This is a genomic window from Methylosinus sp. Sm6 (genome assembly GCF_019802345.1).
Lineage (GTDB): Bacteria > Pseudomonadota > Alphaproteobacteria > Rhizobiales > Beijerinckiaceae > Methylosinus.
Genome location: NZ_JAINDZ010000025.1, coordinates 41804 through 56260, shown reverse-complemented (window position 1 = coordinate 56260; position 14457 = coordinate 41804). Strand labels below are relative to the sequence as shown.

The 14457-nt window shown below is 68.0% G+C and carries 13 protein-coding genes; 2 read left to right on the top strand and 11 right to left on the bottom strand.

Translation table 11 applies throughout. The annotated features are described in order from the left end of the window. Positions 1-325: 325 nt before the first annotated feature. The 6 genes from rseP to K3F48_RS16225 all read right to left on the bottom strand — a co-directional run bounded on the left by rseP (position 326) and on the right by K3F48_RS16225 (position 6344). The gene (gene rseP / locus K3F48_RS16250; protein WP_222576494.1) at positions 326-1468 is read right to left on the bottom strand and encodes an RIP metalloprotease RseP; all 1143 of its coding nucleotides are present in this window, start codon (positions 1466-1468) and stop codon (positions 326-328) included. 77 nt (positions 1469-1545) lie between these two features. Continuing rightward, positions 1546-2790, bottom strand: a complete 1245-nt coding sequence (gene dxr, locus K3F48_RS16245) for a 1-deoxy-D-xylulose-5-phosphate reductoisomerase (protein ID WP_222576479.1) — start codon at positions 2788-2790, stop codon at positions 1546-1548. A 7-nt stretch (positions 2791-2797) separates the two neighbouring features. Beyond that, positions 2798-3664: a CDP-archaeol synthase gene (locus K3F48_RS16240; protein WP_222576478.1), complete on the bottom strand. Its 867-nt coding sequence runs from the start codon at positions 3662-3664 to the stop codon at positions 2798-2800. Then, the gene (locus tag K3F48_RS16235; protein ID WP_222576493.1) at positions 3661-4440 is read right to left on the bottom strand and encodes an isoprenyl transferase; all 780 of its coding nucleotides are present in this window, start codon (positions 4438-4440) and stop codon (positions 3661-3663) included. The genes K3F48_RS16240 and K3F48_RS16235 overlap by 4 nt, the downstream gene beginning before the upstream one ends. Before the next feature lie 118 nt (positions 4441-4558). Continuing rightward, positions 4559-5119, bottom strand: coding sequence for a ribosome recycling factor (frr, locus tag K3F48_RS16230; RefSeq protein WP_222576477.1), 561 nt, complete (start codon positions 5117-5119; stop codon positions 4559-4561). 358 nt (positions 5120-5477) lie between these two features. After that, the gene (locus K3F48_RS16225) at positions 5478-6344 is read right to left on the bottom strand and encodes a heme-binding protein (RefSeq protein WP_222576476.1); all 867 of its coding nucleotides are present in this window, start codon (positions 6342-6344) and stop codon (positions 5478-5480) included. A 520-nt stretch (positions 6345-6864) separates the two neighbouring features. Here K3F48_RS16225 and gspG point away from each other — a divergent pair. Then, the gene (gene gspG, locus K3F48_RS16220; protein WP_222576475.1) at positions 6865-7365 is read left to right on the top strand and encodes a type II secretion system major pseudopilin GspG; all 501 of its coding nucleotides are present in this window, start codon (positions 6865-6867) and stop codon (positions 7363-7365) included. Between the two features lie 16 nt (positions 7366-7381). Then, a complete protein-coding gene (locus tag K3F48_RS16215) occupies positions 7382-8326 on the top strand; it encodes a general secretion pathway protein GspK (protein ID WP_222576474.1) in 945 nt (314 codons plus the stop codon). Between the two features lie 27 nt (positions 8327-8353). On the opposite strand, the gene gspD is transcribed toward K3F48_RS16215, so the two are convergent. The 5 genes from gspD to K3F48_RS16190 all read right to left on the bottom strand — a co-directional run bounded on the left by gspD (position 8354) and on the right by K3F48_RS16190 (position 14391). Beyond that, positions 8354-10744 carry a type II secretion system secretin GspD gene (gene gspD / locus K3F48_RS16210; protein ID WP_222576473.1) on the bottom strand — a complete coding sequence of 797 codons (2391 nt, stop codon included), beginning with the start codon at positions 10742-10744 and terminating at the stop codon, positions 8354-8356. A gap of 92 nt (positions 10745-10836) precedes the next feature. Beyond that, positions 10837-11490: a hypothetical protein gene (locus K3F48_RS16205; RefSeq protein WP_222576472.1), complete on the bottom strand. Its 654-nt coding sequence runs from the start codon at positions 11488-11490 to the stop codon at positions 10837-10839. Further along, positions 11487-12098, bottom strand: coding sequence for a type II secretion system protein GspM (gene gspM, locus K3F48_RS16200; protein ID WP_222576471.1), 612 nt, complete (start codon positions 12096-12098; stop codon positions 11487-11489). The genes K3F48_RS16205 and gspM overlap by 4 nt, the downstream gene beginning before the upstream one ends. Before the next feature lie 13 nt (positions 12099-12111). Then, positions 12112-13251 (bottom strand): PilN domain-containing protein, encoded by a 1140-nt coding sequence (locus K3F48_RS16195; RefSeq protein WP_222576470.1) that lies wholly within the window; start codon positions 13249-13251, stop codon positions 12112-12114. A 501-nt stretch (positions 13252-13752) separates the two neighbouring features. Continuing rightward, on the bottom strand, positions 13753-14391 hold the full coding sequence (locus K3F48_RS16190; protein WP_222576469.1) for a DUF1190 domain-containing protein: 639 nt from the start codon (positions 14389-14391) through the stop codon (positions 13753-13755). Positions 14392-14457 lie beyond the last annotated feature (66 nt).

Below are 14457 nucleotides of genomic sequence, written 5' to 3'. Positions count from 1 at the left end.
AGCGGCGCGGCCCACGTGCCGGGACAACGCACGCACGCGACCGCACGCTGTCCGATCCGATCGTCAACCTTCTACAAGGTTTACCGACTACTGCAAATGCCGATCATGTCGTGGCCCTTCAATTTGTCCAGGACGTGGCGAACAGGCCACGAATTATGGTGATCGCCGCGTTAACGACGAGCAGGCGCTCGACGCGCGAGGACCCCGGCGGACATGACGCCGCCGGGGTCCTTCGATCGTCGTCAGAAAGATGGCGAAATGCGGTCGAAACGCTCGTCGCGGAAAAAATCCCGGTAGTTTTCCCGATGGGAAATCTACCGGCTCGTCAGTCCTCGCCGGCGCCGGTCAGCTTGCGCAGCAGCCGCACGACATCGTTGTAGGTCGAGAAGACCATCAGCGTCGTCACCATCGCGAGGCCCAGCCGAAACGCATATTCCTGCGTGCGCTCGGCCAGCGCGCGTCCGCGCGCCGCCTCGATCGCGTAGAACATCAGATGGCCGCCGTCGAGCAGCGGCACGGGCATCAGATTGAGCAGGCCGATCGAGATCGAGAGAATCGCGATGAGGTTGAACAGCGGCGTCAGGCCGACCTTGTCGATCGCCTTGGCCATCTGGCCGGACACCTGGGCGATGCCGATCGGGCCGGACAATTGGTCGGCGCCCTCGCGCCCGGCGACGAGTCCGCCGAGATAGGCGCCGGTGCGCTCGACGATCATCCAGGTCTCGCCGACCGCGAGCAGGACGGAACGGCCGAGGCCGAAGCGCTCCTCGCGCAGATCCGCCGGATCATTGCTCGCCTGCAGGCCGAGCATGCCGATCTTGGTCTTGCCGAGCGCCGTCTCGATCTCGCGCAATTGCGGCGTCGCCGTCAGCGTCTCTTCCTTGTCGGCGCGCCGCACCAGGACGGTCAGCGGCTTGCCGGTGGACGAGGCGACGATCTCCTGCATGCGGGAGAAGCTGTCGATCGGCTGGCCGTCGATCGAGAGGACGAGATCGCCCGGCCGGAAGCCTGCCTGCTCGGCGGCGCTCGACGGCGCGACCGAGGCGATGCGGGGCGTGAGCACATTGCGGCCGAGGGTCGCGAACAGGACGGTAAAGATCGTGATCGCCAGGACGAAATTGGCGAGCGGGCCGGCGATCACGATGGCCATGCGCTTCCACACCGGCTGTGCGGCGAAGGCGACCTTGCGCTCCTCGACGGGCATTGCCGCGATGCGCGCCGGATCCGGGACGCTCGCGCCATTGGCGTCGCCGTGGAACTTCACATAGCCGCCGAGGGGAATCGCCGCGATGCGCCAGCGCGTGCCGCGGCGGTCGTCGCGGCCCCAGAGCTCGGGTCCGAAGCCGATCGAAAAGGCGTCGATTTTCACCCCGCACCAGCGTCCGACCAGGAAATGGCCGAGCTCGTGGAAGAAGACCACGACCGTCAGCACGAAGATGAAGGGGACGATGTAGGTGAGGATCGACATGATGACGTCCAGCAAAGCGATACTCCCGGCGAACGCGTGACTCGACCAAGAGTTTCGCCCTGCGGGCGGCATCCTGGTTACGGAAGCGTTAACATGCCCGAAGCCGCGGTCATCGCCAAGGCGGCGCGCGACCTTTCTCTGACAATATGGTCAATATCGAGCGCTTCTTCCACGCTCGCGGGCTCGCGGGCCGTGCCGTCCTTGAGCGCGGCGTCGCAGGCGTCGGCGACATGGCGATGGATGCCGTCGAAACCGATGCGCCGGGACAGGAAGCCCTCGACGGCGATCTCATTGGCGGCGTTGAGCACCGTCGGCAGGCCGGAGCCCTCGGCGAGCGCGTCGAGGGCGAGCCGCAGCGCCGGAAAGCGCTCGAAATCCGGCCGCTCGAATGTGAGCTGGCCGATGGCCGCGAGATCGAGCCGGCGCGCGGGCGTCGTCAGCCGCTCGGGATAAGCCAGGCAATGGGCGATCGGCACGCGCATGTCGGGCACCGCGAGCCCGGCCGTCACCGAGCCGTCGGAAAAGGAGACGAGCCCGTGGACGATGGATTGCGGATGCACCACGACGTCGAGCCGCGCTGCCGGCACGCCGAACAAATGATGGGCCTCGATCAGCTCGAGGCCCTTGTTCATCATGCCGGCGCAGTCGATCGTGATCTTCGGCCCCATGGCCCAATTGGGATGGGCGAGCGCCTGTTCCGGCGTCGCCTCGGCGATCGCCAGGCGCGTCCAGGTGCGGAACGGGCCGCCCGAGGCGGTCAGCGTCATCCGCTCGATCGTCGCCGGATCGGCCCCGCCGAGCGCCTGGAAGATGGCGTTGTGCTCGCTGTCCATCGGCAGCAGCCGCGCGCCGGCCTTCTCCGCCTCGCGCATGAAGGGGACGCCGGCGCAGACGAGGCATTCCTTGTTGGCGAGGGCGACGTCGCGGCCGAGCCGCAGCGCCGCATGCGTGGGCGCGACGCCGGCCGCGCCGACGATGGCGCTGACGACGAGATCGGCCTCGCGCTCGGCGGCCTCGACCACGGCCGCGTGGCCCGCGCCGGCCTCGATCCCGCTGCCCGCCAGCGCCTCTTTCAGGGCGCCGAGCGCGTTCGGATCGGCGATGGCGGCGAATTTGGCGCGCACGGAGCGGGCGACGCGCGCCAGAGCCTCGACATCGCGCCCGCCTGCGACCGCCGCGACCTCGAAGCCTTGCCGATCGCGCTCCAGGAGATCGACGGTCGAGCGGCCGATCGACCCCGTCGCGCCGAGCAGGACGATGCGCCGCGGACGCGCGGACCCGGCCACAGTGGAAAAATCGTCGATTCGGATGCCTGTGCCCATGACGCGCCTACCAGATGAAAAGTCCCGCGGCCAGGGACTCCTGGCCGCGCAATCCGCCGAGCAGCGCCGCGAAGGCGCTGGCGAAGATGAAGCCGTCGACCCGGTCCATCACGCCGCCGTGGCCGGGAATGAGCCGGCTCGCATCCTTGACGCCGAAGCGGCGCTTGATCCAGGATTCGAACAAATCGCCGAGCTGCGCGAGCGCCGCCGCGACGAGCCCCACGAACAATAGCTCGCGCGAGGCCGCCTGCGGCCAAGGGCCGAACACGGCCACCGCGAGGCCGAACAGCGCCCCGCTGACGAGGCCGACGATCGCCCCGGACCAGGTCTTGCCCGGCGAGACCTTCGGCCACAGCTTGGGCCCGCCGATCAGCCGGCCGCCGAAATAGGCCATCACATCGGCGCCCCAGACGACGGCGAACAGCCAGGCGATCGAAAGCGCTCCGAAATCCGGCGAGCGGCGCAGCACATTGGCCGATACGACGAGCGAGCCGGCGTAGACGAGCCCGAGCGGCGCCCAGAAGCGCCGCCCCGGTCCGGCCAGCACGGCGAACAAAGCGGCGAAGGCGCCGAGCGCGGCGAGCGCCAACGGCCCCGCGCCATGCGCGGCGAAGGCCGCGGCCGCCGCGAGCGCGGCGCCGCCGAGCGCCGTGCGCGCGAGGCCGAACGCGCCGCCCACGATCCCCTGCCATTCCCAGGAGACGGCGAAAGCGGCGAGCAGCCAGAACAATGCAAAGACGTCGCCGCCGACATAGAGCGCGATCAGCGCCGTCGCGATCAGCGCCGCCGCGGAGAGCAGGCGCGGACCGAGATCCCCGAATTTTCCGTCCCTCTCGCCGGCAAGGGCGGGGCCCGACCGCAGTGGTTCGCTCATGAAGCTGTCTTCGCGCGGCGTCCGACCGGCGCGAGCCCGCCGAAGCGGCGGTCGCGATGCGCGTAATCGTCGATCGCCGCCTCGAAATCCGCCCGATCGAAATCAGGCCAATGCACCGGCACGAACAAAAGTTCGGCGTAGGCGGCCTGCCACAGCATGAAATTCGACAAGCGCTGCTCGCCCGAGGTGCGGATGATGAGGTCCGGATCCGGAACATCGGCCGTATCCAGCCGCGCCGAGATCGCGCCGGCGTCGATGTCGCAGGGACGCAGCCGCCCGGCCGCCACTTCCGCGGCGAGCGCGCGCGCGGCGGCGGCGATCTCCTGCCGCGCGCCATAGTTGAAGGCGACGATCAAGGTCAGGCCGGTGTTTGCGGCGGTCGTCTCCTCCGCCTCGCGCAGCAGGGCGGCGATGTCCTCGGACAAGTCGACCCGGTCTCCGATCACCCTCACCCGCACATTATTGGAGCGAAGCTCGGCGAGATCATTGCGGATGAACCGATGCAGCAGCGCGAGCAGGCTCCGCACCTCCTCGGCCGGGCGCGTCCAGTTCTCGACGGAGAAAGAATAGACCGTGAGATAGTCGACGCCGAGCTCGATCGCGGCCCGCACCGTCTTGCGCAGCGCCTCGACGCCGCGCCTGTGACCTTCGAAGCGGGGCAGACCGCGCGCGGCCGCCCAACGACCATTTCCGTCCATGATCAGCGCGACATGACGCGGCGCGGACCTCGGCGCGAGCGCCGCTGCGCCGAATTCGAGAACTCCGCCGTCTCCCATCGTTTCGACCCACACCATGGCTGTCTTGGAAAAAATCTCACTCTAACACGCGAAACGCCTCTCTCTCGGCCCCGGCGGCCGGGCCAAAGTCCGGCGGGAGGGGGACGCGACGAAAAACTCAAACCTGCAGAATCTCTTTTTCCTTTTGCGCGACCGCGGCGTCGACCTCGCGCACCGCGTCGTCGGTCGCCTTCTGCACCTCGGTCTCGTGACGCTTCGCGTCGTCCTCGGGCAGGGCGTGATCCTTCAACAGCTTCTTCAGTATGTCGAGCCCGTCGCGGCGCACATGGCGCACGGCGACGCGCGCATCCTCGGCGTATTTGTGCGCGACCTTGACCAGCTCCTTGCGGCGCTGCTCGTTGAGCTCGGGCGTGCGGATGCGCAGCACCTGCCCCTCGATCGTCGGCGTGAGGCCGAGATTGGAATCGCGAATCGCCTTGTCGACAGCCGAGACGAGGCCCTTGTCCCACACCTGCACGGAGAGCAGGCGCGGCTCCGGAACGCTGATCGTCGCGACCTGATTCAAGGGCGTCGACTGTCCATAGGCTTCGACATGAATGGGCTCGAGCAGGCCGGCCGAGGCGCGCCCGGTGCGCAGTCCGCCGAGCTCGTGCTTGAGCGTCGCCAGGGCGCCTTGCATGCGGCGTTTCAATTCGGGCAGATCGAAAGTCTGGCTCATGAGTTCTGAATCGCCTGTCTGGTCTGTCGATCGCCGCGGGTGGCGCCGCGCCATCGGACAGCATCGCCTCCCATAGACCAAAACCGGCCGCAGGGGAAATACGCCCCGGAGGTTTTTCGCCGCGGCGGCGCGCCGACGACCGGCGCGACTCTCGATCGGCAGGCTCGATCGTCAGGATGCGCAATCAGAGGCGATCCTTCGATCGGGGCTCGTCCTGTTCGTGTGGACGCCCCGCAATTTCAAAATGCTCTATTCAAATCGACTGTGCAAAGTCCCGCCGCCGGGTCGAGCAACCAAGCTCGCTCCCGGCGGCGGCGAGAAGCAGATCAATCCCGGATCAGATCAATTCCGGATCAGATCAATCCCTGACGATGGGCAGCGTCTTGGCGGCCGCGGTCGCAGCGGCGTTGGTGGCGCCGCCGCAGGCCGGATGACCCCAGCCCTTGGCGCTCACGCCGGTTCCGCCGGCGGCGTTGGGGGTGATGTCGAAGACGATGTTGTCGGGACGCCTCGCGTCGCCGGACACGCCGCCGATCGCGCCCAGATGATCGAGGCCGAGGTTCTTGCGCACGCGCCAAGCGATCAGATGGTCCGCGCAGGAGGTGTCGCCGCTGACGCCGACCGCGCCCTCCTTCACGCCGCCGGTCCCATAAAGCGCGAGTCCGCCGCCGAAGACATTGACGCCGCCGATCACGAGGCCGATCATCGGATCGCTGGCCGTGCCATAGTTCGCCGTGTCGGTCGGCCCCGCCGCGACGCCGCCGGCGCCGATCTTGTCGCCATAGGCCTCCGGCGCGGCGACCGGATTGCTGTGCTGCAGGCCGAACAGGCTGCCGCCGGGCTGCACCGCCGAGAACAGATTGGCCGTGGAGAGCGCGAGCTTGCCGGTGGCGAGCCCTGTGCCCGAGCCGGAATTCGCGGTCGGCCCGAGGCTGAGCGTCGCCGCGGTAAACGCCTTCTGCGCGGAGATCACGCGGCTCGCGAGCCACTGCCCTTGAATCGGGTCGCCGCTCGAATTGGCCACGACGCACACGGCGCCGTCCGCCGCGACGACTGTCGCCCACATGTTGAGGCCGAGGCCGAGCTGGCCCTGAGTGTCCGCGATCGCCTTCTTCAGCGCCGCCTGGAGTCGGGTGAGCGACACATTCGGGCAGGCGGCATTGGCCCAGGCGCCCGTCGAGAACGAAGTTGCGGCGACCGCCGCGATCAGCATCTTACGAAACATGAAGGCCCCTCCCCTGCGAATGGCCGATGTCGAATTGCTTCAGCCATTCGCAATAAGCGATGTCGCTGTTGAAAAAGTGCAACGGAATGTTGCGTGCGGACTCAATCATAACTCTCTCGATCACGCAACTCGACGACGCGCCACGATGAGAGAAACTGCGCGTCGTTGCGCCAAATCTTTCGCACGAACGCCGAACACATTGTCTGTGATCGATTCTCGGCTCCGACTGCTGCGGCGCGAGAGTGAGAGGCCTCGCGCTGATCTCCTGCGCGGCCTCGTGTCGCCATGTTGCAGGGGCGGCGTCGGCGGCCACGCGAATCCGCGTTCGATGACGCGCGTGTGACGACGCCTTCAAAAAAATCTTGCCGACGGGCGGCGTAGACGCCGGCCGCGGCCTTGCGAAAAGTTGATGTCGCGGCGCGACTGGTCCAGAATGCGCGCGCCTCGCATCGACTCCGGTCGAGGCGAACCGTCTCCACGACTCATTCGACCGTCTCCACGACACATTCGAGAGCATGACATGACGCGCAGCAACCGTGCCCCGTCGACCTCCTTCGCCGCGCGCGCAACGCGCCTCCGCCGCGCGACGCGGCGAACCGCGAGCCGGCGCGCCGGCTTCACGCTCGTCGAAATGCTGGTCGTGCTGGCGATCATCGGATCGATCGTCGGCCTCGTCGGACCGCGCGTGCTCAACTATCTCTCCGAATCCAAGGTGAAGACCGCGCAGATTCAAATGGAGAACATCTCCAGCGCGCTCGATCTGTTCTATCTCGACACCGGCCGCTACCCGTCTTCGGAAGAAGGCCTCGGCTCGCTGGCGCGCCGCCCCTCGGGCGTCGCGGTCTGGAACGGCCCCTATCTGAAATCGGCCAATGTGCCGAAAGACCCGTGGGGGCATGACTATCTCTATCGCGCGCCCGGCCAGAACGGCCCCTTCGATCTCGGCTCGCTCGGCCCCGAGGGCCGTCCGGGCGGGGCCGCGACGGTCTCGCGCAATCGCGACGCCGCCGCCGCGCGCTGAAAGGCGTTCCGCTCGCATGGCGCCGCGCTCGCCCCGCCCCGCGCGGCGGGGCTTTGCCCTTCTCGTCGTCATCTGGGGCGTCGGCGTCGTCACGCTGCTGATCGTCTCGTTCATGACGACAGCGCGCTCGCGCCTGCAGGCGGCGTTCAACGGCGCCGGCGCGACGCAGACGCAGCTCCTCGCGGAGGCGGCGAGCAATCTCGCGATCATGACGCTTCTGTCGGAGCAGAGCTCGTCCATCGCCAACCAGCATCCGTTGCATGACGGCGCGCCCTCGTTTTGCTCGCTCGCCGGCGCCGCCGTGGCGGTCGCCATCGAGGACGAGGAGGGCAAGGTCGATCTCAACGCGGCCTCGGAACATCTGCTGAAAGCGATGATGATCGGCTTCGGCGTCGAATCGCGCGACGCCGACGCGATCGCTCACGCCATCGTCGAATTTCGCGAGCAGCCTTCCAATGAGGTCGAGGCCTCCGCCTCGTCATCCTCCTACTCGGACCGTCCGTTCGGTCCCAAGCGCGCCCCGTTCCAGACGGCGCTGGAACTCGATCAGGTCGACCGCATGGAGCCCGCCCTGTTGCGCCGCCTGCTTCCGTTCGTCACCGTGCATTCGCGCAGCCCGAGCGTCGACCCGAAGCTCGCGCCGCCCGCTTTGTTCGCCGCTCTCGCCGGCTATCGCCCCGATATCGTGCTCGACCTCGCTGCGCGTCCAGACCCGCGCGCGGTTGACCGTCGCGACCCGCGCTTTCCCGCCGAATTCGCGCAGGAAGGCGCCCATGCCGGCGCTTATCTCGTCCATGTGGAAGTCGCGCAGCCGAGCGGCCACACGAGCGTCGGAGAAACCCTCGTGCGAATCGGCGCCGCCGGCGCCGAGCCTTTCACCATCCTGGAGATGCGCCGCGGCGAATCGCGCGAGCGCGCGCGGCTGCGCGCCATGGCGGGGCGCGGCCTGCCGCCCTGCTGACCCGGCGCCGGCGCAACGCGCCGACCTTCACTGGTCGAGCAGGATCCGCCGCGCGGTGTTCTCCATGCCGTGCGGCCGGACGATGGCCTTGGTGGAGATGCGCAGCATCTTGCGCTTGAACTCGTCGGTGATGTCGCGCGCTTCGGCGAGCGAGCGCACGACATGCGGCGTGATCATGATGAGCAGCTCGGTTTTGCTGGCGTTATTGGACTTGCTCTTGAACGCATTGCCCAAAATCGGAATGTCGCCGACGATCGGAATCTGGCTGGCTCCGCGGCTGCTGGAATCCTGGATGAGGCCGCCGAGCATCAGCGCTTCGCTGTCGTTGACGACCACCTGCGTCTTGACGCGCCGCTGCTTGATCGTCGGCGTCGTCGAGGTCGCGCTCGTTCCTGCCGCGACATTGGAGACCTCCTGCTCGAGCTCCAGCATCACGCGACCGCTTTCGTTGATATGCGGCGTGATCGACAAAATGACGCCGGTGTCGCGGTAAGTGACGGAATTGAACGTCGTCACGCCACCCGACGTGTTGGTTCCGGAGTAGGTCTGGACGGGAACCTGATCGCCGACCTGCAGCACAGCCTGACGATTGTCGAGCACGGTGAGCGAGGGCGTCGAGATGATATTGACATTGGTGATCTTGTTGAGCGCCGAGAGCGTGACCTGCGTATTGGCGGCGCGCAGCGCATAGTTGAACCCGGGGAACGTCGCGCCGACCGCCGCGCCGAGAAGATTGGAGCCCGTCGTGGCGTCGTTGGCGCCCGGCGTGCCGGTGTCGCCGTCCGAGAAGGCGCCGGCCGACGCATTCTTCTGCAGGAACCAACGCACGCCGAAGGTGAGATCGTCGGTCAGCGTCACTTCGGCGATGGTCGCCTCGATGAACACCTGATTGGGCAGGACGTCGAGCGTCTCCACCACCTTCAGCAGCCGCTTGTAGTCCTCCGGCGTCGCCATCACCACGATCGCGTTCTTGGCTTCGTCGACCGCGAATTTGAAGCGGCCGTCGTCGCTGCTGGCCGCGTCCTGGCCGGACCCCGACTGCGAGCCGTTCTGATCGCCGGAGGCGGAGCCGGCCGCGCCGGCCTTCGATGCGCCGAACACGCCGCCGGAGCTTGCCGAGCCGGAGCCGGAACTCGAACTGGAGTTCGAACCGGAACTCGAATTGGAGCTGGAATTGAGGCCGAACCCGCCCGAGCCCAATCCGCCGGAGCCCGAGCTCGACCCCAAGGAGCCCAAGCCGCTCGACGATCCGCCCGAGGAGCCGCTCTGCGACAGAGCGCCGCCGGAAGACGTCGACGATTGTCCGAAGCGTGGCGAGGCGTCATTGCCCGAGCCGCCCGAGTCGCGGCCGAACATGGTCGAGAGCACGCGCACCATCTCCTTGGCCGGACGGTTCTGCACACGATAGCTGAAGAACTGCTTCTCCGTGCTCTCGGCGCGCGCGTCGAGACGATCGATCCAGGCGCGGGCGCGGGAGAGATAGGCGCGCTGCGGGGAAATCACCAATATGGCGGCGAGATGCTTGTTGCCGACGAACTGGATCATTCCGTTCATCGGCCCTTCCTTCTCGGAGCCGAACACTTTGCGCAGATCCTCGGCGAGCGTGTCCGGATCGCCGCTGCGCACCGGCACCATGGCGAAAGACATGCCGCGCATCGCGTCCACGTCGAAGATCGTGATCGCCTCCTCGAGCGCGGCGACTTCGTGCGCGCTCCCGCTCAGTGTGAGAATTCTGCGGCTCTCGTCCGCCTGGACGATGCCGCCGCGCTGGGAAATCGGCTCGAGCACGCGCTTCATCTCGGAGGCCGAGACATAGCGCAGCTGCACGACGCGAACGCCATTGCCGATCTGCTCCGACGCGCGCGGCGCCGCTCCGGCGCCGATGCTGAGCGGCGCGCCGGAGGTCGCGGCCTGATCGGCCGGAACGATCTTGTAGATCCCGTCGCTTTCGACGACCGCAGCGCCGGCGACGCGCAGCGAGGATTGGAACAGCTCGATCGCGACGGATTTTTTCACCGGCCGCGACGTGTGGACGGTGACTTTGCCCTCGAGGCGGGGATCGACGACATAATCGGCGCCGACAATGTCGCCGAGCACGACTTTGGCGGCCTCGGCGATCGGCAGATTGGCGAGATTGAGAGTGACGCCCTCATCCTCGGCGGCGTCCTCCGCCTTCCGGCGCGCGCGCGACGAGCCGACGAAGCGTCCGCTCCCGACGACCGTTTCCGTCCGCCCCGCGCCGCCTCCGCCGAGGCGCAGCCCGTTGCGGCCGGAGCCGTGGGCGATCTGCGCATCGCTGCGAGCATCGTCGGGACGAAGGGGGGCGCGGCTCCATTCGGAGACCGGCGGATCGCCAGTGCTTTCGCACCCGGCGACGGCGACGGCGATACACGTCAACAGAACACGACGGATAAACACGACCACTCCGACTTCTCGAGCAACGCCTCGAGCTACGCTGTCACTGAGGCACTATCATGATACGAGGCGTCGCGCCACTTCGCGCGCGGCTCCTACTTCTCCGGTTCCTTGTCGGCTTCCTTCTCGGACTCTTGTTCAGGCTGTTGTTCGGGTTCTTGTTCGGCTTCCTTGTCGGGCGCCTTGTCGGAGGATTTTTCCGACGCTTCGGCATAGAGCTGCAGTCGCGAGGACTGCCCGCCGTCGCTGACCGTGACCGCGAAGGCGGCGATCTCTTCGACCGTCCAGCCTTCGACCGTCTCGCCTTTCTCGACCCACCGTCCTTCGGATGCGCCCGGAACAACGAGAAAGGCGCGCGCGCGCTCGCCGATTTTGACGATGCCGCCGAGCGTGAGGCCGGTCGCCGCCCCCATGGCTTGTCCGCGCCCATCGGTCTTTCGGCTCGAGCGCGAAGGCGGCGGCGCGCGACGCGAGCGCCAGAAAATCGGTCGCGACAGGGTCGCGAGCTCCTCGCCCGCGAGGCCGGCGCGCTCCTGCGGCGGCGTGAGCGCCTGAGGCGGGCGCCATTCGGTCTTTGGAGCCGCCCGGTCCTCCCCTCCGCCGATGGTCGCGCCGATCGCGAAGGCGAGCGCCGCGACGTCCAGCGCCGCGAGCAGCGCGAAGCGCAGAACCGAGAGCGGCGACAGCCCCAGGCCATTGGCGAGCGCGCGCAAGCGGGCGCCGGCGAGCTCTCTGATCCGGCCGCTCATGAATGGACCTTCGAGGCGCCGCCGAAGACGTCGAACTGCCCTTCGAGCGTGTTGTCGCCGCCGCCGGGGCCGCCGCCGCTGTCCGGCTGCTCCGTCCAGGTGGACGACTGCTTGCGCACCGATGCGGCGAGGACCAGCAGCAAAGGAGGGTCGCTCTCGAGCGCGCGCGCCAGCCGGCTCAGCGCATCGAGCGAGCCCATCACATCGAGCCGCGCGCCGATCAGCGACTGGCCGCTCGCCACCTTGGCCGGCAGCGCCTGCAAAGACACGACCGTGGCGCCGGACTGCTCGGCGAGGCTCTTCAAGCGCGCCTGGAGATTGGCGTTGACGACGCCCTCGCTCTCTCCGGTGAGCAGCTCGCCGCGCGAATTGCTCTCCTCCACCTGCCGCGCATACTCCTTCACCGCATCCTCTTGCACGGCGATGGATTCATAGCCGGCGAGAGTCGCGCGGCGCTCGGCGATCGCTTCGGAGCGCTCCGCCAGAAAGCCGAACAAAGGCGCCACCGCCGCCAGATAGGCGACGAGGAGCAGCGCCAGATTGGCGCCGAGGAACAGCGCCCGCCGCTTCAGCTGCGGGTCCGAGAGCGCTCCGGCGTTCAAGGGCATCGGCTCGTCCTCGTCATTTCGAGCTGCGAATATTGGCCTGCAGCGAAAAGCTCTCGCGCTTCTCGATCGGATCGGGCGTGATGGGCGCCGTGAGCTTGGCGTCGGAAAAGAGCGCGGAGCGGTCGAACAGAGCCGGAAGGCTCGCGGCGGAATCCGCAAAGCCGTTGAGCTCGATCGAGCGGCCGCCCTCGCGACGGTCGGTGAGGCGCAGCTCCGCCGCATGAGCGCCGTCCGGCAGGATGCGCGAGACTTCCTCCCACAGCTCCGCGAAAGTGGGATTTTTCGCGCGCTCCTCGCGCAGCGTGGCGAGCAGCCGGCTGTCGGTCGCGGCGCGGTCGGCGATCTGGCGCGCGCCCGCGGCGCGCGTCGACGCCGCGGCGATCGCCTCTTCCACGGCGGCCATCTCCTGCTCCTGACGCCAGAAAGCGACGCCGACGCCGACGGCGAACAACGTCAGAGCGAGCACGGCGGCCCCGAGCGCGATCCGGCCTTCCCGATCCGGGCCTTCCGTCGCCGCATCGCGCACGCGCATCGCCGGAGGACTGGTCGGCTCGCCGTGAGGCCATCGCGGCTGCACGAGATCCACGTCCTCGACCGAGAGGCTCGAGCCCTCGACGGCGCGGGCGATCAGATCGCGACGCAGGATCCATTGCTCGACGCCGATCTTTTCGGCGCCCCCGTGCGACGCGCCCGCGCGCCCGGCGATGACATGTCCATGCAGCACGTCGGCCGGCTTGAACGGCGTCTTGCGCTCGAGCTCCATGGTCAGCAGGCGCGGCAGATCCGCGAGCGCCGCGGCCGGCGCGTCGAAGCGGCGGACGAAGAAGGATTCGCGCGGCAGCTCCACGACGATCTTGGTCGCCTCGCGCGTCACACCGCGCGCGGCGAGAACCGCGTCGAGCGAGGAGGCGGCGATCTCGTCGGGCAGGATCGGCGGCGCCGGCTCGTCGTCCTCGGCCGCGACGAGGTGCAGAGCGATCGGCGTCTCGCCGACGCGCAGCATGAGGCGGCGCTCGCCGCGATCGAGCAGGAAGGCGAGCGTCGCGGGCGAGAACAGCGCGAAGAATTCGCCGCGCCACCACGCCCACAGGCGAGCCGCGGCTTCGGCCGCCGAGCCCTCGAACAGTTCCTTACGCCAGATCGACGACGACATCGACACCTTCACGCGCGACTTGCGCGGCCACGCACGACTCGCGCGGCCACCTTAAGGTTCTGGCGCCGGGCGCCCATCCAGGTTCGGGCGCCGAGCGCCCATCTGCGCCACGCGCTCCCGAGCGCCGCGCGCGAAAATCGATTGCGCCACATTCGCGCGAGCGACGCTCGCCGTGCGCTTTCTCCATTGCGATTGCAACAAGCCGATGACGTTAGAGCGCGTTCCGACCGAACGGAATCGATCGATCAGAATTCGCTCCAGATCAAAACAAGCTGGAGCTGTTTTCGATCCACTCGGACCGGAAGCTGCTCCGGCGACCCGCGTCATCGAAATCGATGGGCCTCTAGAACGAGCCCAAAGGCTCGCTCTAGAGAGGCTTCGAATTCGTCGACGCGAGCCACCCGCTCGGTTCTCGCGCGCTCAGCCTAACACGCCTCCGCCCCCGTCTCCAAGTTGCGCGGCTCGTTGCAAATCGCGGGACGCGCGGCAAATCGCACGGGCTCACTGGATAAAGGGCGCTGAGCGCAAACGCTCGCGCCGCGCGCTCTCCGATTCCCGGGTCGAGCGCATCGCCGGCCGCGGCTCGTCGATTTCGCCTTCGAGCGCCGCGCTCGGCTCCGCGCTCGCCGTCACCCGCGCCGGCCCGCCGACGCGAAATCGGCCGCTCGCCAGGATCGGAGTCCAGGAATCGGTCATCGGCTCGATGAGCCGGGAAATCGGCCGATTGACGAACAGCCGCGGGATTTCGGCTCCCAGGACGGGCATGGCCGACCAATGATCGGGTCCGCCGACGATCTCGATCCCGAGCAGCGCCGCGCGCCAGCCTCCGTCTTCGGCCTCCGGCTTCTCGCACAGGCGATAGCGCGCCTCGCAGCGTCCGCGCGACGAGAATGTCTCGGTCCGCGCGCGCACATCCGTCTGTGCATTGGTGAAAGCGATCTCGCATTCGCGCCGGCGGAAAATTCCCGACGACGCGCAGGCGTGCGGGGTCGCATAGAGGAAGAAGCCGCCGGCCGCTGCGGGCGCAGGCGCGGCGACGGCGCAGAGGATCGACAACAGCGCCGCGAGCCCGCATTGCAGGGCTCGCCCTTCGGCCTTTCCCTCGCCGGAAAAAGGCGATATGCGTCGACCAGCACGCACTCCGCCACCCTACCCGAACAACTCAGCGCAATTGCGCGCGACAACAAGCACGGTTACCATCCGCCG